Genomic DNA, 18,709 nt, shown 5'->3' with positions numbered 1-18,709 from the left:
CAAGGGCCTGGTGAAAGACGCGGCGTACCGGGATATCCCGACATAACGGCCCCACGCTGCGTCCCTTGACAGGGTGGGGCGAGCGTGACAGCGTCGAAGCGCTTCACAGAATCGGCGCGGCATCGCGGCCGCCACCGCCATCCGCGAGCTCGCGCCGCCAGCCGCGCGATCGGACCATGTCATGTCCCAACCCCCTTTCCGAGATCCCGCACTGCCTGTCGAGCGGCGTGCCGAGGATCTTCTTTCGCGTCTGACGACATCTGAGAAGATCGCGATGTTGCACCAGTACGCACCCGCCATCCCCAGACTCGGCCTTCCCGCGTTCCGCACGGGGACCGAGGCGTTGCACGGGGCGGCCTGGCTCGGCGAGGCCACGGTCTTCGCACAGGCCGTCGGACTCGGTGCGACGTGGAACCCGGAGCTCGTGGAGGCGGTGGGCGAGGCCGCAGCCGTGGAGGTACGTGCGCTGCACGCCAAGGACCCCGCGGTGAGCCTCAATGTATGGGCCCCCACGGTGAACCTCCTCCGCGATCCGCGCTGGGGGCGCAACGAGGAGGGCTACAGCGAGGACGTGCTGCTCACCGCACAGCTTGCGACCGCCTATTGCCGGGGGCTGCGCGGCGACCATCCCTACTACGTGCGCACCGCTCCGACGTTGAAGCACTTCCTGGCCTACAACAACGAGACCGACCGGAGCGAGACATCGTCCACGCTGCGCCCGCGGGTGCTGCACGAATACGATCTGCCGGTGTTCACCGAGCCGATCGCAGCCGGCGTCGTGGATGCCGTCATGCCCTCGTACAACCTGGTCAACGGGCGCCCCAACCACCTGAGCCCTCATCTCAACGGCCGGCTGCGCGGGCCGAGCGATCACGAGTTGGTGGTGGTCAGCGACGCAGAGGCACCGTCCAACCTGGTGGAGACCGAGCGCTACTTCGACGACCATGTACAGGCCGTCGCCGCGGCGCTTCGGGCCGGCGTCGACAGCTTCACCGACCACGGGCCGGACCCGTCGGTCACCGTGGCACGGCTGACGCTGGCCCTCGAACGCGGCCTGATCGGCCAGGAGGACATCGATCGCGCGGTGCGGCGCCTGCTGGAACTCAGGGTCCGCACCGGCGAGCTCGACCTCGACGGCGGCCCCTACTCCTCGATCCCCGAGCACGCCGGCGACACGCCGGAGCACCGGGCGCTGGCCCGCCGTGCGGCACGCGAGCAGTTCGTGCTGCTCAAGAACAGCGGCGAGTTGTTGCCGCTGGTCAGCCGGACCGGGTTTCGCGTCGCGGTGGTCGGGCCGTTCGCCCATGACCTGCGCACCGACCACTACAGCGGCACGATGCCCTACCGGGTCACCGTCGCCCAGGGACTGCGAGACGCCCTCGCACCCGTCGGCGGGGAGGTGGTCAGCGCGGATGCGATGGACCGCGTGACGCTGCGGGCCACCAGTGTCGACCGGCTCGTCCGAGTCGACCTCGGCGCACCGCATCCGGTGCTCACCTGCGCGGCGGGCTCCGACGGCGAGGACAGTGAGCTGTTCGACATCCTCGACTGGGGCAACGAGGTCAGCACCGTGCGCAGTGCTGCCACCGGCCGCTATGTCAGCGTCCAGGCCGATCCGCCCGAGAGCGCGGGCAGTCCCGCCTCGGCGCCGCGCCGAGACGTGCGGGTGGGGACCCTTGTCGCGGACCGGATGCAGCCGGACGCGTGGGAGACCCTTGAGGCGTTCACCTTCGTCGCCCAACCGGACGGCACCCGGCTCCTGCGCAACCTGTCCACAGGCAGGTATGTGGCCGTCGACGGGAAGACCGGGGAGCTCACCGCCTCCGCCCGCGGGACCGAGGAGGCCGAGCGGTTCGTGACCCACCTGGTCCGCAGCGGCATCGACCACTCCCTCGAGCTCCTGCGCGACGCGGATGCCGCCGTCGTGGTGGTGGGCAACGACCCCCACATCAACGGCCGCGAGACACAGGACCGCACCACCCTGGCGCTGCCCCCCGCGCAGGAGGAGCTGGTCCGCGCGGTCGCCGGCGCGCACCCGCGTACCGTGCTCGTCGTCATGAGCAGCTACCCGTACGCGATCACCTGGGCCGACGCCAACGTCCCGGCGATCCTGTGGAGCAGCCACGCCGGCCAGGAGACCGGAAACGCGCTCGCGGACGTGCTGCTCGGCGAGCACGCGCCCGTCGGCCGCCTCCCGCAGACGTGGTACCGGGCCGACGATGACCTGCCGGACCTGCTCGAGTACGACATCATCAAGGCGCGGCGCACCTACCTGTACTTCGACGGGCAGCCGCTGTACCCGTTCGGGCACGGGCTGACCTACACCACATTCGACTACGGCCGAGCACGCTCCGCGGTGGACGCCGGGAACGTCGTGGTGCGGCTCGACGTCACCAACTCCGGGCGGCGGGACGGGGTCGAGGTGGTGCAGCTCTACAGCCGGCAGTTGCGGCCACGCGTCGAGCGCCCCGCGCGGCGGCTTCAGGCCTTCGTGCGAGTGGCACTGGCGGCCGGCGAGACCCGTTCCGTCGAACTCGGGTTCCCCGTGTCCGAGCTCGCGTACTGGGACGTCGCGGCAGGCGGCCCTCGAGTGGACACCGGAGAGTACGAGCTCTCGGTCGGACGATCCAGCGCGGATCTCCGGGCGAGCACCCGCGTGTTCGTGTCCGGCGCGGATCCGCGACCCCGCCAGATACTGGAGCACGAGGTGCGGGCCGTCGACTTCGACGACTACGAGCGGGTCACGCTGGTGGACACGACCCGCGAGTCAGGTGACGCGGTCGCTCCCGCCCGCACCGGCCCGGGGTGGATCCTCTTCCGGGAGGCCCGTCTCGGCAGAGCCGCACGCCGGCTCACCGCGCGGGTCTCCCGCACCGGGCCGGGCGACGCGCTCCTCACCTTCCGGCGCGATGATCCCGCCGACGGCCCCCTGCTCGGCAGGCTGTCCGTGCCGTCCACGGGTGATCGTTACGCGTGGACGACGATCGGTACGGCGATCGACGCACCGCCCGGGACCCACGATCTGTACGTGGTACTCGACGGGGAGCAGCGGCTCGACTCGTTCAGGTTCGAGGCGTGATGCCCGGGTTCTGGTACGGCGGCGACTACAGCCCCGAACAGTGGCCTCCCGCGGTGTGGGAGGAAGACGACGCTCTGATGCGGCAGGCCGGCGTCAACACCGCGACCGTCGGCGTCTTCGCTTGGTCCACCCTCGAACCGGCGGAGGGCACGTACGACTTCACCTGGCTCGACCGGACGCTCGACCGCCTGCACGCCAACGGTGTCCGCGTCATCCTGGCGACCCCCACGGCCTCGCCGCCGCCGTGGTTCTCCCTCGCCCACCCCGACGCGCTGCCCGTCACCCCAGAGGGCACCCAGCGCTGGCACGGCAGCCGGGACACCTACTGCGCGGCGGCTCCGGCCTACCGGGAAGCCGCCAAGCGGGTCACAGCGGCGCTCGGCGAGCGTTACGCGGAGCACCCGGCGGTGGCGATGTGGCACGTGCACAACGAGTACGGCACGCCGTGCTACTGCGAGCACGTCGCCGCGGCGTTCCGGTGCTGGCTGCGCGCGAGGTACGACGGAGACCTCGCCGCGCTCAACGACGCCTGGTACACGAGGTTCTGGAGCCAGGGCTACCGCACGTGGGACGAGATCCTGCCGCCCCGTGACACCCAGTATCTGCCGAACCCCGCCCACGCTGTCGATTTCGCCCGGTTCTGGTCCGATGAGCTGCTGGCCGCCTATCGCGAGCAGCGCGACATCCTTCGCGGCCACACACCGGACACACCGATCACGACCAACTTCATGCTGCCCGACGGCTACCAGATGCTGGACTTCTGGCGGTGGAGCGCGGAGGTCGACGTGGTCGCGATCGACCACTACCTCAATGCGACCGGCGTCGCCGGCACGATCGACGTGGCATTCGGCGCGGACCGCGCGCGCTCCTTCAACCGCAACCGCCCGTGGCTGCTCATGGAGCAGGCCGTGAGCACGATGTGGCCCGGGCACGGCGAGATGGTGACGGCGAAGGAACCGGGACGGCTGCTGCGTGACAGCCTCGCGTACGTCGCGCGCGGCTCCGACTCGGTGCTCGCGTTCCAGTGGCGCGCCAGCCGTGGCGGGTCGGAGCTGCACCACGCGGCGATGGTCCCGCACGCGGGCGCGGATACCCGCGTGTTCAGGGAGGTGGCGGCGCTGGGCCGCACGCTGTCCGGATTGGACGAGATCGTCGGCAGCACGGTCCGGGCGAGCGTGGCCATCCTGTGGGACGCCGACACCCGCTGGGCCCTGGAGCTCCCTGTCACCCCCTCGCGCCACCTGCGCTACGTCCCGGCCCTGCGCGACACCCACGCCGCGCTCTGGCGGGCCGGCGCGGTCGCCGATTTCGCGCGGTACGAGGACGACCTGTCGCGGTACGCGGTGGTGTTCGCACCGAGCGCCTACCTCCTCTCCCCCGCGGCAGCCAAGTCGCTCGCCTCCTATGTCGAGGGCGGCGGGCATCTCGTCCTCGGCTGCTTCTCCGGGGTGGTCGACGAGCGCTACCAGGCGTGGCTCGGAGGTTTCCCAGGGGGCCTGCTGGAAGCGCTCGGGGTGCGGGTGGAGGAGTTCCACCCGCTCGCCCCCGGGCAGACCGTCGCGCTCACCGACGGAGCGACCGGGCAGTTGTGGAGCGAGGACCTCGCCACCCACGGCGCCGAGGTACTCGCCGGCTACCGCGGGGGCGTACTCGACGGCAAGCCGGCGATCACGCGCCACACCCACGGCGAGGGCACCGGGTGGTACGTCTCCACGTTCCTGAACGAAGGCTCGACCGACCGGCTCGTCCGGCGGGTACTGGACGCCGCCGGTGTCCGGCCGGAACTGCCCGGCGCGCCCGAGGGAGTCGAGGCCGTGCGGCGGCACGGCTCGGACGGCCGGTCCTGGCTCTTCCTGTTCAACCACACCGACAACACGGCGACCGTGCCCGCCCACGGGCGAGAACTGCTGACCGGAGCGCACATCGAGGGCGCGCTGCGGCTCGCACCTCTGGAAGTCGCCGTGATCCGTGAAACCCGACCCCCCGAGGTGAACTGATGTCGCTCTCCCCCGAGCAGCAGGGCAACGAGCCCTACACGGCCGAGTGGTCCTCGGTGGACCAGCACACCGCGGCGCCGGAATGGTTCCAGGACGCCAAGTTCGGGATCTACCACCACTGGGGTGCCTTCAGCGTCCCCGCGTTCAACAACGAGTGGTATCCGCGTCAGATGTACATCGAAGGAGACGCCGTCAGGCAGCACCACGTCGACAACTACGGCGAACCGTCGGAATGGCCCTACCATCTCTTCATCGACGGCGGGTACGACAAGGCCGGCCGGTTCGTGCAGTTCGCCCCAAGGCTGAAGAGCGAAGGCGGCAGCTTCGACCCGCGCGAGTGGGCGCAGTTGATCGCCGACTCCGGCGCACGTTTCGCCGGTCCGATCGCCGAGCACCATGACGGCTTCTCGATGTGGGACAGCAGGGTCAACGAATGGAACTCGGTCGCCCGAGGACCGAAGCTGGACCTGCTGGAACTGTTCACCGAGGCCTACCGGGAGCAGGGACTGAAGCTCCTGGTGGCGATGCATCACGCGTTCCATTTCACCGGGTTCTACGACCACGTGCCGCCACAGCCCACCAGGTCGTTGCGCAAGCTGTACGGCCAGCTGGACCCGGCGGCGGAGAACCGGCTGTGGCTGGACAAGATCAAGGAGGTCGTGGACCGCGCCCAGCCCGACATCCTCTACCAGGACGTCAACCTGGACAAGATCGACGAGTCGGCGGGACTGGAGTTCCTCGCGTACTACTACAACCGGGCCGCCGAATGGGGCAAGGATGTGGTCGCCACCTTCAAGGACGGGTTCAACGACAAGGGCGAGGTCTTCGACTTCGAACGCGGCGGGCCGGCCGATCTCACCTACCCGTACTGGCTCACCGACGACATCCTCGGCACCGAGTCGTGGTCGTACACCACGGGCATGACCTACTTCCCGCTCGAGAAGATCCTCCACTCGCTGATCGACCGGGTCAGCAAGAACGGCAACATGCTGCTCAACTTCTCCCCGACGGTCGAGGGGGCCATCCCCGACGAACAGCGGACCCTCCTGCTGGGCATCGGGGACTACCTGCGCCGATCCGGCGAATCGATCTACGCGACCCGGGCCTGGAGTGTCTACGGTGAAGGGCCGACCGCGATGGGCGGCGGTTCGTTCACCCCGCCGGTCGCCGGTACCAGCGAGGACATCCGGTTCACCCGCGACAAGGAGGGCACCGTGCTGTATGCGACGGTGCTGGGCTGGCCGGCCGGCCCCCTCACGATCAGGACGCTCGCGAGCGGCCGGATCGACCTGTCGTCGCTGCGCGCCGTGGAGCTGCTCGGGTCTCCCGTGGACGGCGCCATTCCGTTGCGCGACCACCACCAGGACGACCGCGGCCTCCACATCACCACCCCCGTGGCGGCACCCTTCGCCGCACCGGCCTATGCGCTGAAGCTGACCTTCGCCGGGCCGATTCCGACTTTGCGATCATGAGGACTTGATCGCGGGACTCCGGCCCGGACCGACGGCCTGCCGGGACGGTGAGGACCACCGCCCTGCCCGCACCGGCTGGCCACGCGACCCGATATGAGCTCGACAGACCAGGCCCTTTGCACCCGATGGAGGAGAGCTGTGTCCGCCCGCTACTTCGAGGACTTCTCGCCCGGCTACGGAGGCGCCGCAGCCCGTGCCGCCCTGCGTTCGGACGCCCCGCGGCTCGACCTGACCGGTTCCTGGGCGTTCCGGTTCTCGCCGACGGTGCAGGTGGAGCCGGACGGCTTCGAACTGCCGGACTTCGACGACACCGGCTGGGACCGCCTGGTGGTGCCCTCGCACTGGCAGCTGCACGGCTACGGCCGTCCGGCGTATCTGAACATCTCCTACCCCATTCCGGTGGATCCGCCCTTCGTGCCGGACGACAACCCGACCGGTGACTACCGCCGGGTGTTCGAGGTGCCCGCGTCCTGGCCGGATGCCCCGTCGGTGCTGCGCTTCGAAGGCGTCGACTCCTGCGCGCGGGTCTGGCTCAACGGCATCGAGCTGGGCGTAAGCCGCGGCAGCCGGCTACCCGTCGAGTTCGACGCCGCCGCGGCGCTCCGGCCGGGGCGCAATGTGCTCGCGGTCCGGGTGCACCAGTACAGCTCGGGCACCTATCTGGAGGACCAGGACACCTGGCGGCTGTCGGGGATCTTCCGCGAGGTGACCCTGACGGCGTGCCCGTCCGGCGGGATCCGGGACGTGTTCGTCCGCGCCGCCTACGACGCCGGCACCGGCGCGGGGCGCGTGAGTCTCGACGTCGATGCGGGGGCGCCGGTCCGGGTGAGCATCCCCGAGCTGGGCGTCGTCGACGTGCCGGCCGAGGAGGAGCTGACGTTCGGCGCCGTGCGGCCGTGGAGCGCGGAGGATCCGTTCCTGTACGAGGCGGTGCTCGCCACCGCCAGCGAGCGGGTATCGCTGCGCATCGGGTTCCGCACGGTCGAGATCACCGAAGCCGGCGTGCTCACGGTCAACGGGCGGCGGGTGGTGCTGCGCGGTGTGAACCGGCACGAGTTCGATCCGGACCGGGGCCGCGCGGTGACCCGCGAGACGATGCGCCGCGATGTCGAAATGATGAAACGGCACAACATCAATGCGGTCCGCACCTCGCACTATCCTCCCCACCCGTGGTTCCTCGACCTCTGCGACGAGTTCGGTCTGTGGGTCGTGCTCGAATGCGATCTGGAGACCCACGGATTCGAAACGGCCGGCGCCGGGCGATGGGAGGGCAACCCTTCGGACGATCCGCGCTGGCGCACGGCATACCTCGACCGCATCGAGCGGACCGTCGAGCGCGACAAGAACCACCCCAGCGTCATCATGTGGTCGCTGGGCAACGAGGCGGGAGACGGGGGGAACCTCGCCGCGATGGCCGCATGGGTGCGGGAACGCGACCCCTCCCGCCCGATCCACTACGAGGGCGACCGGTTCGGCCGGTACACCGACGTCTACGCGGAGATGTACCGGACGCAGGCCAACGTCAAGCGCATCGGGCAGGGACGGCTGAGGCCGGGAGAGTGCTTCTACCCCGCCACGGACGGCGAGGGGGACCCCGCCGACGAACCACGCAACCGCATGCCCTTCCTCCTCAGCGAGTTCGCCCACGCGATGGGCAACGGCCCCGGCGGGCTCGCCGAGTACCTGCGCTTGTGCGAGGAGTACCCACGCGTCCAGGGCGGGTTCGTCTGGGAGTGGATCGACCAGGGCCTGCGCACGACGGACGCGGAAGGCCGGGAGTTCTTCGGCTACGGCGGGGACTTCGGCGAGGAACTGCACGACGGGAACTTCGTCTGCGACGGCCTGGTCCTGCCCGACCGCACCCCGTCGCCGGGGCTGCTGGAGTACCAGAAGGTCATCGAACCGGTCCGGATCAGCCCCGGCAGCAGCTCCGGCACGATCGCGGTCGAGAACCGCTACGACTTCCGGGACCTGTCGCACCTGCAGTGGACGTGGTCGCTCAGCGAAGACGGGACACCGGTCGACGCAGGCACACTGACCGTTCCCCCGCTGGCCGCGGGCGAACGGGTGGAAGTACCCGTGCCGGTCGCCCCCGGCCGGGGCGGCGAACTCCGGCTCACCGTCCAGGCCGAGCTGGCAGAGCCGGAACCATGGGCCTCCAAGGGGCATCCGGTGGCTTGGGGACAGATGCCCCTCGCCCCCTCCGAGGTTCCGGTCCGTACCCGACTCACCGGCGATCGGGCGACCGCCGCGACCACGGACGGAGACATCACCCTCGGCCCGGGCCGTTTCGACCGGCACACCGGGACGCTGATCGGTCTCGGCGAGCAGTCCCTGCGCGGCCCCTGGCTGACACTGTGGCGCGCACCCACCGACAACGATCTCGGCGGTGCCCAACGCGACGCCGCCTACTGGCGGGAACGGGGCCTCGACCGGCTGCACCACCGGACGGTCTCGCTCGACCTGGGCGAGGACGCGCTGACGGTGGTGGTGCGCAGCGCGGCGGCCGCGTCCAGCAGCGGCTACCTCACCACCTACCGCTGGGACGCCGATCAGTACCGGGTACGCCTGCAGGTGCGCGCCGAGCCGGTGGGACATTGGCCTGAGCGCGGCGACAGATTCGGCGAGGCCATGGTCGACCACGATCTGCCGCCCGAGCAGTACGCGGAGTTGGTCCGGCGGGACAAGGCCCCGTCGGTCGCGCGCATCGGACTGCACTGGATACTGCCCGAGAGCTGGTCACGTGTCGGCTGGCTCGGCGCCGGTCCCGGGGAGGCCTATCCGGACTCCCGGTGTGCGAGCAGGATCGGCCGCTTCGAATCGACCGTGGACGATCTGCAGACCCCGTACGTTCGCCCGCAGGACAACGGCAACCGCGCGGACGTCCGCTGGGCCGAGCTGGGTGAACCGGCCGGCGGGGGGATCCGCGTCGACGGTGACCCCTTGTTCCACCTGGCCGCCCGTCGCTGGGGCGACCGGCAGTTGGCCGCGGCACGGCACCAGACCGATCTGACCCCGGAGCCGGTGATCCACCTGTATACGGACCATGCGGTCCAGGGAATCGGCACAGCCGCCGTCGGACCGGGTGTGCTCCCCCAGCATCGCCTTGAGGTCGGCCCCGCCGAATTCACCCTCACGCTCCAGCCCCTGCCAGGTCGTGAGTGATCCCGTTGCAGCGGGAGCGCCACACGGCCGCACCGGAGTCCGCTGACCGCCCGCGCTGCTCTCCGGCGGCACCCCTGGGCACACCCAAGCGGACCGGGATGGTCCGGATCCTCCGTGCGACGGCCGCCGCGCGGAGGATGGCCAGTCCCCCGTATCAGTAGCAGACTCCGAACCGCCCAACCCGTACGCGAAAGGACGGTTACGGTCATGAGCGGTCAGGGTCAAGGCAATCGCGCGGTCTGCTACCTGAAGCCGGGGGCGGTCGAGGTCAGGTCCATCGACTACCCGGCGCTGGAGCTGCGCGACGGCCCGGGCGTGGCGAAGGAGAACGTCGGGCGGAAGGTGCCGCACGGCGTCATCCTCAAAGTCCTCGCCAGCAACATCTGCGGCAGCGACCAGCACATGGTGCGCGGCCGCACCACCGCCCCGGAGGGCCTCGTCCTCGGCCACGAGATCACCGGCGAGGTGCTGGAACGCGGCCCGGACGTGGAGTTCGTCAAGGTCGGCGACATCGTCTCGGTGCCCTTCAACATCGCCTGCGGCCGCTGCCGCAACTGCAAGGAGGGGCAGACCGGGATCTGCCTCAACGTCAACCCGGCCCGCCCGGGCGCCGCCTACGGCTATGTGGACATGGGCGGCTGGGTCGGCGGCCAGGCCGAGTACGTCCTCGTCCCCTACGCCGACTTCAACCTGCTGCGGTTCCCGGACAAGCAGGCCGCCCGGGAGAGGCTGATCGACCTGGCGATGCTCGCGGACATCTTCCCGACCGGCTTCCACGGCGCGGTCACCGCCGGGGTCGGCGTCGGCTCCACGGTGTACGTGGCGGGGGCCGGTCCGGTGGGTCTGGCCGCGGCGGCCTCGGCCCAGCTGCTGGGCGCGGCCGTGGTCTTCGTCGGCGACCTCAACCGGCAGCGGCTGGAGCAGGCCCGCAGCTTCGGCTGCGAGACGGTCGACCTGACCAGGGGCGAGCCCGGCGAGCAGATCGCGGACGTCCTCGGCGTGCCCGAGGTGGACGCGGCGGTGGACGCGGTCGGCTTCGAGGCGCGCGGCCACGGCCGGTCCGCGCCGGAGGCGCCGGCGACCGTCCTCAACTCGCTGATGTCGACGGTCCGGGCGGGCGGCGCCCTCGGCATCCCCGGCCTCTACGTCACCGACGACCCCGGCGGAGTGGACACCGACGCCCGCACCGGGACCCTCAAGGTCCGGCTCGGCCTCGGCTGGGCCAAGTCGCACCGCTTCGCTACCGGCCAGTGCCCGGTGATGCGCTACCACCGGCAGCTCTCGATGGCCATCCTCCACGACCGGGTGCACATCGCCCGGGCGGTGAACGCCACGGTGATCGGGCTTGAGGACGCCCCACGTGGGTACGCGGAGTTCGACCAGGGCGCGAGCCGCAAGTACGTCCTGGACCCGCACGGTTCGCTCAAGGGCGTCCGCGCGGCCTGACCGCGGCTCGCGCCGGACGGCGGCCCCACCGCCGTCCCCCGCACCTCCGGGCCCCGTCCCACCAGGCAATATTCCTTGCCGGTGGTGCGGGGCCCTCCGGTAGGGTGCTGGTCAGTGAGCCAGGATTGAGCCAGTTGTCCCAGGTGCGCCAGCAGGGCCCCCGAGCACGAGCGGAGCGAGTCGGATGAAGGTCGGAATCGTCGGAGCCACCGGGCAGGTCGGCGGCGTGATGCGCCGCGTGCTCGAGGAGCGCGACTTCCCGGTCGAGCAGCTGCGGCTGTTCGCCTCGGCACGATCGGCCGGGCGCACGCTCCCCTGGAAGGGCAGCGAGATCACGGTCGAGGACGCGGCGGCGGCCGACTACTCCGGGCTCGACATCGTCCTCTTCTCCGCGGGCGGCGCGACCTCCAAGGCGCTGGCCGAGAAGGTCGCCCGGGACGGCGCCGTGGTGATCGACAACTCCTCGGCCTGGCGGATGGACCCGCAGGTGCCGCTGGTGGTCGCGGAGGTCAACCCGCACGCCGTCGTGGACCGGCCGAAGGGCATCATCGCCAACCCCAACTGCACCACGATGGCCGCGATGCCGGTGCTGAAGCCGCTGCACCAGGAGGCGGGGCTGAAGGCCCTGGTCGCCACCACCTATCAGGCGGTCTCCGGCAGCGGTCTGGCCGGCGTGGCCGAGCTGGAGGCGCAGATCCAGAAGGGCGCGGACCGGGCCGCCGCGCTCACCCACGACGGCTCCGCGATCGACCTGCCGGCGCCCTCGGTCTACGCCCGCCCCATCGCCTTCAACGTGCTGCCGCTGGCCGGCAAGATCGTCGACGACGGGCTCAACGAGACCGACGAGGAGAAGAAGCTCCGCAACGAGAGCCGGAAGATCCTGGAGATCCCGGAGCTGAAGGTCTCCGGCACCTGCGTCCGGGTGCCGGTCTTCACCGGGCACTCGCTGCAGGTCAACGCGCGCTTCGAGCGGCCGATCACCCCGGACCGGGCCGCCGAGCTGCTGGCCGGCGCGCCGGGCGTCGCGCTGAGCGAGATCCCCACCCCGCTGCAGGCCGCCGGCCAGGACCCGTCCTACGTCGGCCGGATCCGCGTCGACGAGACGGTCGACAACGGCCTCGCCCTCTTCCTCTCCAACGACAACCTCCGCAAGGGCGCCGCCCTCAACGCCATCCAGATCGCCGAACTGGTGGCCGCCGACCTGACCGCGTAACCCACGACCCCACCCCGCGCCCCGCCCAAGCCCAAAGGCCGAAGCCCGAAGGGCGAGAAAAGGGGCGCGGGGAACTGCGCGCCCAGCCAGCCACCTCGCCGCACCCCGCAACGGCGCCCACGCAGCAACCCAGGCCCGCATGAGCCCGAAGGGCGAAAAAGGGGGCGCGGGGAACTGCGCGCCCAGCCGCCCACCTCGCCACACCCCGCAACGGCGCCCACGCAGCAACCCACGCCCCGCATGAGCCCGAAGGGCGAAAAGGGGCGCGGGGAACTGCGCGCCCAACCAGCCACGGCGCCGCACCCGGCAACGCCGCCCACGCTTGCAACCCAAGCGCCGTCGCCGGCCCGCGCGCCCGGCGCGCGCTCAGCCGCCCAGATACGTCGGCAGCGCGATCCCCGAGCTCAGATCCGCCGACGCCTGCGCCGGCAGATACCCCCGCCGCAGCGGCAGAACCCCTGCCCAGTACGGCAGTTCGAGGTCCTCCGGCTCGTCCTTCGGATCCCCGGTGCGCACCTTCGCGGACGCCTCCCGCAGGTCCAGCCGGATCACCGCGGTCGCGGCCAGCTCCTTCGCGTCCGGCGGCCGGCAGTCCGCCGCGCGCCCCGCCACCACCTGGTCGACGATCGCGTCCAGCGCGGTCGCCCGCTCCTCCGCGTCCGTGACCTGGTACGCCGTGCCGTGCACCACCACCGAGCGGTAGTTGATGGAGTGGTGGAAGGCCGAGCGCGCCAGCACGATGCCGTCGACATGAGTGACCGTCAGGCACACCGCGAGGCCGGCGTCCCCGTCCGCCGCGCGCAGCGGACGGGAGCCGGTGGAGCCGTGGACGTAGAGCCGGTGGCCGATCCGCCCGTACAGCGTCGGCAGCACCACCGGCGCTCCGTCGCGGATGAATCCGAGGTGCGCGAGGTAGCCCTCGTCGAGGATCCCGTGGATCGTCTCCGCGTCCCAGTCCGCCCGCTCCCGCGCCCTGGTGGGCACGGTCCGCTCGCCGGGTCCGTACGCCTCCGCCTGACCGGCCGCCATACCGGACTCCTTATGCACTAGTTCAATTCATCGATTGCCTTAGTGACACTATCCGTTCGTCGGCCGCCCGTCGAGCGCCTTCTTGCCGCACCCGCACCCGCACCCGCGCCCGCGCCCGCGCCCGCCGCCGCCAGCCCGAGCCCCGGCAGCACGCACACGGCGAGCAGCAGCACCGCCGCCTCCGCCCCGATCGCCGTCCACCCGGCCCACCCGCCCGGCGCGCGGACCACGCCGAGCAGCCGACCGGCCAGCGGCACCGCGCAGACCACCGCGGCCGCCAGCCAACCGCCCATCGAGCCGCCACGGCGGACCAGCAGCCAGGCGACCACCACCGCCCCCGCGCCCAGCGGCACCGACCACACCGGAACCGTCCGCCCGGCCTCCGGCGACCACCGTCCGGCGAACTCCGCCGCAGCGGCGACCAGTACCGCCAAGGCCGCCGTCCACGCCGGCCACGCTGCAGCGCGCACCCGCCGAGCGCCGCCCAGCGCCCGAGCGCCGACCGCCTCTTCCGCCCGCGCCCCGGGTTCCCGATCGCGCTCGCGCTCGCCCCCGAGCCCGGATCGAGGCCGGTCCTCTGTCGCGGGGCCTCGCCCTCCGGCGAGCCGAAGCCGCTCGCCGTCGGCTCCGCCGAGCGCGCCGCTCAGTTCGGCGACCTCCTCGATCGGCCGCACCAGCGCGGCCACCCGCAGCGCCTGCTGCAGCTCGTCGCCGAGCACCGGCACCAGCAGCCGCACGAGCCGCACCACCTCCCGGACCGGCCGGGCCGCCACGGCCGCGCAGAGCATCACCGCCGCGGGGTCCTCGCCCGCTCCCCCGACCAGCGCCGTGATGCCGTCGCCGACCGGGACGGGGGCAAGCGGATCGAGCGCGGGCAGATCAGAGCCCGACAGATCAGAGACCGGCGGTGGTTCGGACTCGGGCGGGACCGCGGCCCGCGCGTCGGCCTGGACGCCGGGCTCGGCAGTGGACTCCGCGTCCTGGACGAGAGGGGGATCGACGTGAGTCGTCATTCAGGGCTCCTCAGGGAGTGGGGACCGCACCAGACCAGCGTCAGCCGCCCATCGCAGCCCCGACCAGCCGAGTCGCGCCGCCCGAGGGACCCAAGTCCGTTATGTCCGTTTTGTTCAGCCCGTTAGGGTGTCCCCTTTCCCGTGCCCCCTCAACGCCCGCGCCCCCTCAGCGCTCGTCGACGATCCGCCGGATCTTGCCGACCGAGCGCTCCAGCGTCTCCGGGTCGACCACCTCGACGCCCACTCCCACGCCGATGCCGTCCCGCACCGCGCGGACCAGCGCCTCGGCCGCCGCCTCGCGCTGCTCGCGGCCCGCGTCGGGGCGTGCCTCGACCCGGACGGTGAGCCGGTCCAGCCGGCCCTCCCGGGTCAGCCGCAGCTGGAAGTGCGGGGCCAGAACGGGGATCCGCAGCAGCAGCTCCTCGATCTGGGTGGGGTAGAGGTTGACCCCGCGCAGAATGATCAGGTCGTCCGTGCGCCCGGTGATCCGCCCCATCCGCCGGAACGCCGGACGGGCGGTCCCGGGCAGCAACCGGGTCAGGTCGCGGGTGCGGTACCGGATCACCGGCATCGCCTCGCGCACCAGCGAGGTGAGGACCAGCTCGCCCTCCTCGCCGTCCGGCAGCACCTCTCCGGTGAGCGGGTCGACGATCTCGGGCAGGAAGAGGTCCTCCCACAGGTGGAGCCCGTCCTTGGTCTCCACGCACTCCTGGCCGACGCCGGGCCCCATCAGCTCGGAGAGGCCGTAGATGTCCACCGCGTGGATGCCGAGCCGCTCCTCGATCTCCTCGCGCATCTCGGCGGTCCACGGCTCGGCGCCCAGGATGCCGATCCGCAGCGAGGAGGCCCGCGGGTCGAGCCCCTGCTTCTCGAACTCGTCGATGAGGGTGAGGAGATAGGACGGCGTGGCGGTGATGACGTCCGGCCGGAAGTCCTGGATCAGCCGCACCTGCCGGGAGGTCATCCCGCCCGAGGCCGGCACCACCGTGCAGCCCAGCCGCTCGGCACCGTAGTGGAGCCCGAGCCCGCCGGTGAACAGCCCGTAGCCGTAGGCGTTGTGCAGCAGGTCGCCCGGCCGTCCGCCGGCCGCGCGGATGCACCGGGCCACCGCCCCGGACCAGGTGTCCAGATCTCCGTCGGTGTAGCCGACCACGGTCGGGGCGCCGGTGGACCCGCTGGAGGCGTGCAGTCGGCGCAGCCGCTCGCGCGGAACGGCGAGCATCCCGAAGGGGTACTGGGCCCGCAGGTCGTCCTTGCCGGTGAGCGGGAAGCGGGCCAGGTCCGAGAGCTCGCGGCAGTCCTCGGGCCGGACCCCGGCCTGGTCGAACCTCTCCCGGTAGGCGGGGACGTTCGTATAGGTGTAGGCCAGCATCTCCCGCAGTCGCCGCAGTTGCAGCTCGCGCAGCTGACCGCGGCTCAACCGCTCGGCCGGGTCGAGGAGTTCGGGGGTGGGCGGGGTGCCGAGCCGGGTCATTCGGACCGCCTCCCGTCTCCGGAAACCGCATCGGCCGCGCCGCCCCGGCGCAGCTCCCGGCTGCGTCCGCGGAACTCCGCGACCACCTCGGAACCGCGCAGCAGCCGGACGTCGTACAGCCCGCCGCGCCCGGCCCGGTGCCGCTCCTCGGCCTGGGCGAGCAGTACGTCACCCTCTCGCACCGGGGCGAGGAAGTCGATGCCCGCGCCGGCCGCGACCGTCACCGGTCCGCGGCCGTTGCAGGCGCAGGCGAAGGCGGTGTCGGCGAAGAGGAAGAGGTAGCCGCCGTGGGCGATGCCGTGGCCGTTGACCATCTGCCGGGTGACGGTCATCTTCAGCAGCGCGCTGCCCGCCTCCGCCTCCAGCAGCTCGATGCCCAGCGCCTGGGAGGCCGCGTCCTCCGCGAACATCCGGCGTACGGACTCCGGCGGGCGCGCGGCGCCGCCGGGCTCCGGCTCCTCGCCGGGCTCCGGCTCCTCGCCGGGCGTCGGCTCTTCGGACACGGGCACCCCTCCCAGCGGTCCAGCAGGCTGTCACCGACCGAATATTCGGTTCAGTCGGCCGGGGCTGTCAAGGGTTCACGCTCTGCGCGGCGAGCCGCGTCCACCTCCGGGTCAGCCCGGCCTCGATCCCCACCAGCGCCGTCCCCAGCAGCCAGAAGAAGACCGCCAGGCAGACGCAGTTGATCGTGACCGCCACCCCGCTGTGCTCGGTGAGATCCAGGAAGGGGTACGGGTAGCGGGTGCCGCCGCCCACCACCGCGCCCCGGACCAGCGCGAACGCCAGGTAGGCCAGCGGATAGCCGAGCCAGTGGAGGGCGTCCCGCAGCCGCAGCCGGGCGCGCGGGCCGATGAACACCCAGTCGCCCAGCGCCATCAGCGGGCACAGGACGTGGAGCAGCACGCTGTGCCAGACGTAGTGCGACTCCTGCTGGACGGTGTAGAAGGGGCTGGCCGGGTTGGCCAGCAGCAGGTTGAAGACCAGCCCGGTGATCAGGATGTACAGCGTCGCGGCGCCCTTCACCGCGGGCGGGACGCCGGGCCCCGCCCCGCCGCGCAGGCCCTGCACGGTGAGGATGCCGAAGCAGACCGCCAGGATCAGGTTCGACTGGAAGGTGAAGTAGATCCAGAAGTCCGCCGGCCCCGGATCGGCGATGCCCGAGTAGACGGCCTGGACGAGCCCGACCGCCCCGACCAGGAAGAGCACCGCGCGGTACGCCGTCACCCGGCGCCGCCGCCGGACCTCCGGGTCGGGCCCCGTTGTGGACGCGGATGACGTTGCTGCCATGACTGATGGATCCCCCTCCGTGGACGTCCGCATATCGCGGAGCGTCATGTTACTGGCGAGGAACCCTCCGCACCGGTATCCGGACCAAGGTCCCTGGCCCGCACTCTCCTTCGGCACGTAGGTTCGGAACCACCGCCGAGCAACGGAGGGACGGACGATGCCGCAGGACCCCGGCGCCACCACCCGCCGCCCCCGCCTGACCACCGCCGCCCTCGTCCTCCTCCTTACCGGCGTCTCCGCGCTGATCGCCGTGGTGGACCTGGCCTTCGGCCTCGGCATCCGGCTCTCCCTGGTCCTGCTCTTCCTGCCCGCCTTCGTCTCCGGCTACGGCACCGCCCGGCAGACCCTGGTCGCGGGCGCCTGGAGCGTCGCCGGGCTGATCGTCTCCTTCCACTTCCAGCCGTCCCCGCCGCGCACGGTGGCCACGCTGATCGGCGTCGCGGTGGTGCTGAGCGCGCTCTCGCTGGAGGCCGGGCGCCGCCGGCTCCGCCAGGAGGAGCGGGTGGACCGGCTGCGCACCACCGCGGGTGCCCTCCAGCGCCAGCTGCTGCGCTCCCTCCCCGCCCGGGCGCCGGCCCGGGAGCCCAGCGTCCTCGTCCACGGGCTGTACCGGCCGATGGAGGAGGAGCGGCTGGTCGGCGGCGACATCTACGACGTGGCCGACGGGCCCGGCGGGCGCAGCCGGATCCTGATCGCCGACGTCCAGGGCAAGGGACTTCCGGCGATCGGCACCGGCTTCGCCGTGCTCGGCGCCTTCCGCGAGTCGGCGCCGCGCGAGGAGAGCCTCCAGCGGGTGGCCGCCGCCCTGGAGGACGCCGTCGTCCGGCACAACGAGCAGGCCGTGCGCGCGGGCGAGCCGGAGCGCTTCGTCACCGCCCTGCTGCTGGAGACCGACGGCGGGCGCACCGTCCGCGCCGTCAACTGCGGCCATATCGCCCCGCTGCTGATCCCCGGCGGCGGCCCCGCGGGGGCGCGAGGGCGGAGCTGCCCCCGGGCGCCCAGCCGCCGGTCGGGCCGCTGCCGGAGGCGCCGTCCGTGCCGCTCGGGCTGCAGGCGCTCTCCCCGGAGCCGCGCTCCGCGCACAGCTTCGCCCTGCCGGCCGGGTCGGTGCTGCTGCTCTTCACCGACGGGGTCACCGAGGCGCGCGCCCCCGGCGGCGCCTTCTACCCGCTGGAGGAGCGGCTCTCTGCCTGGTCCGCGGAGCGGCTGCGGACGGACGAACTGCTCGCCCGGATGGAGAGCGACGTGGAGGCGTACACCCACGGGCGGCAGCGCGACGACATAACCGTGCTGGCGATCGAACGCGCCCCCGCGCAGTCCCCGCGCCCGGGCTCGCTCCGGCTCCCGCCGGGCCGGCCGCGCCGTCCTCCGCGGCGCTCCAGCGCAGCATCATGGCGGCCGGCTTCCGGTGAGCTGACGCGCCCGTCGTGCCCGCCGTGCCCGAGCGGACCCCGGGCCGCGAGTTGCGGGCGTCCCGGCCCCGTTCGAACCTGAGACGGTGGACCCCCTCTCGTGCTCGCGTGACGCTCGCCGA

General features: G+C 72.1%; 11 protein-coding genes and 2 pseudogenes. 8 read left to right on the top strand and 5 right to left on the bottom strand.

Going from position 1 to position 18,709, the window contains the following annotated elements; all coding sequences use genetic code 11:
• The first annotated feature begins 274 nt into the window (after window positions 1-274).
• From BS73_RS02690 to BS73_RS02665, 6 genes and pseudogenes are all read left to right on the top strand, one after another.
• Window positions 275-3,079 carry a glycoside hydrolase family 3 protein gene (locus BS73_RS02690; RefSeq protein WP_235215253.1) on the top strand — a complete coding sequence of 935 codons (2,805 nt, stop codon included), beginning with the start codon at window positions 275-277 and terminating at the stop codon, window positions 3,077-3,079.
• Entirely contained in the window at window positions 3,079-5,076 is a 1,998-nt protein-coding gene (locus BS73_RS02685; protein WP_037568874.1) for a beta-galactosidase, read from the top strand. The genes BS73_RS02690 and BS73_RS02685 overlap by 1 nt, the downstream gene beginning before the upstream one ends.
• Window positions 5,076-6,542 (top strand): annotated as a pseudogene (locus BS73_RS02680) (alpha-L-fucosidase); the annotation flags it as partial. The gene BS73_RS02685 and the pseudogene BS73_RS02680, both read left to right, overlap by 1 nt.
• A 144-nt stretch (window positions 6,543-6,686) precedes the next feature.
• Entirely contained in the window at window positions 6,687-9,713 is a 3,027-nt protein-coding gene (locus BS73_RS02675) for a glycoside hydrolase family 2 TIM barrel-domain containing protein (RefSeq protein ID WP_037568872.1), read from the top strand.
• A 207-nt stretch (window positions 9,714-9,920) separates the two neighbouring features.
• Complete coding sequence (gene fdhA, locus BS73_RS02670; RefSeq protein WP_037568870.1) at window positions 9,921-11,159, top strand: formaldehyde dehydrogenase, glutathione-independent; 1,239 nt, start codon at window positions 9,921-9,923, stop codon at window positions 11,157-11,159.
• A 184-nt stretch (window positions 11,160-11,343) separates the two neighbouring features.
• Window positions 11,344-12,372, top strand: a complete 1,029-nt coding sequence (locus BS73_RS02665; RefSeq protein ID WP_037568868.1) for an aspartate-semialdehyde dehydrogenase — start codon at window positions 11,344-11,346, stop codon at window positions 12,370-12,372.
• A 366-nt stretch (window positions 12,373-12,738) separates the two neighbouring features.
• Here BS73_RS02665 and BS73_RS02660 read toward each other — a convergent pair whose 3' ends face one another.
• The 5 genes from BS73_RS02660 to BS73_RS02640 all read right to left on the bottom strand — a co-directional run bounded on the left by BS73_RS02660 (window position 12,739) and on the right by BS73_RS02640 (window position 17,175).
• The gene (locus BS73_RS02660) at window positions 12,739-13,401 is read right to left on the bottom strand and encodes a pyridoxamine 5'-phosphate oxidase family protein (RefSeq protein WP_037568865.1); all 663 of its coding nucleotides are present in this window, start codon (window positions 13,399-13,401) and stop codon (window positions 12,739-12,741) included.
• A gap of 17 nt (window positions 13,402-13,418) precedes the next feature.
• Window positions 13,419-14,414 (bottom strand): hypothetical protein, encoded by a 996-nt coding sequence (locus BS73_RS40260; protein ID WP_037568864.1) that lies wholly within the window; start codon window positions 14,412-14,414, stop codon window positions 13,419-13,421.
• 166 nt (window positions 14,415-14,580) lie between these two features.
• Window positions 14,581-15,888, bottom strand: coding sequence for a phenylacetate--CoA ligase PaaK (gene paaK, locus BS73_RS02650; protein WP_037568862.1), 1,308 nt, complete (start codon window positions 15,886-15,888; stop codon window positions 14,581-14,583).
• A complete protein-coding gene (gene paaI / locus BS73_RS02645; protein WP_051939382.1) occupies window positions 15,885-16,298 on the bottom strand; it encodes a hydroxyphenylacetyl-CoA thioesterase PaaI in 414 nt (137 codons plus the stop codon). Before paaI ends, paaK begins: the two co-directional genes overlap by 4 nt.
• Before the next feature lie 160 nt (window positions 16,299-16,458).
• On the bottom strand, window positions 16,459-17,175 hold the full coding sequence (locus tag BS73_RS02640; protein ID WP_152617481.1) for a Pr6Pr family membrane protein: 717 nt from the start codon (window positions 17,173-17,175) through the stop codon (window positions 16,459-16,461).
• A 157-nt stretch (window positions 17,176-17,332) separates the two neighbouring features.
• Between BS73_RS02640 and BS73_RS02635 the strand changes: the two are divergent.
• Both BS73_RS02635 and BS73_RS40870 read left to right on the top strand, forming a co-directional pair.
• Window positions 17,333-18,070: pseudogene (locus tag BS73_RS02635) on the top strand (PP2C family protein-serine/threonine phosphatase); the annotation flags it as partial.
• Window positions 18,071-18,210: 140 nt separating this feature from the next.
• Window positions 18,211-18,669, top strand: coding sequence for a PP2C family protein-serine/threonine phosphatase (locus BS73_RS40870; RefSeq protein ID WP_407674951.1), 459 nt, complete (start codon window positions 18,211-18,213; stop codon window positions 18,667-18,669).
• Window positions 18,670-18,709: the final 40 nt, after the last annotated feature.

The organism is Phaeacidiphilus oryzae TH49 (genome assembly GCF_000744815.1).
GTDB classification, from domain to species: Bacteria; Actinomycetota; Actinomycetes; order Streptomycetales; family Streptomycetaceae; genus Phaeacidiphilus; species Phaeacidiphilus oryzae.
The sequence above is the reverse complement of the archived record's forward strand: the minus strand, read 5'-3'. Positions and strand labels throughout refer to the sequence as shown.

Coding starts and splice junctions, on each gene's coding strand:
- BS73_RS40260 (WP_037568864.1), bottom strand. CDS start 14,414: ATGACGACTCACGTCGATCCCCCTCTCGTCCAGGACGCGGAGTCCACT.
- paaK (WP_037568862.1), bottom strand. CDS start 15,888: ATGACCCGGCTCGGCACCCCGCCCACCCCCGAACTCCTCGACCCGGCC.
- BS73_RS02640 (WP_152617481.1), bottom strand. CDS start 17,175: ATGGCAGCAACGTCATCCGCGTCCACAACGGGGCCCGACCCGGAGGTC.
- BS73_RS02660 (WP_037568865.1), bottom strand. CDS start 13,401: ATGGCGGCCGGTCAGGCGGAGGCGTACGGACCCGGCGAGCGGACCGTG.
- paaI (WP_051939382.1), bottom strand. CDS start 16,298: ATGTTCGCGGAGGACGCGGCCTCCCAGGCGCTGGGCATCGAGCTGCTG.
- BS73_RS02690 (WP_235215253.1), top strand. CDS start 275: ATGTTGCACCAGTACGCACCCGCCATCCCCAGACTCGGCCTTCCCGCG.
- fdhA (WP_037568870.1), top strand. CDS start 9,921: ATGAGCGGTCAGGGTCAAGGCAATCGCGCGGTCTGCTACCTGAAGCCG.
- BS73_RS02665 (WP_037568868.1), top strand. CDS start 11,344: ATGAAGGTCGGAATCGTCGGAGCCACCGGGCAGGTCGGCGGCGTGATG.
- BS73_RS02685 (WP_037568874.1), top strand. CDS start 3,079: ATGCCCGGGTTCTGGTACGGCGGCGACTACAGCCCCGAACAGTGGCCT.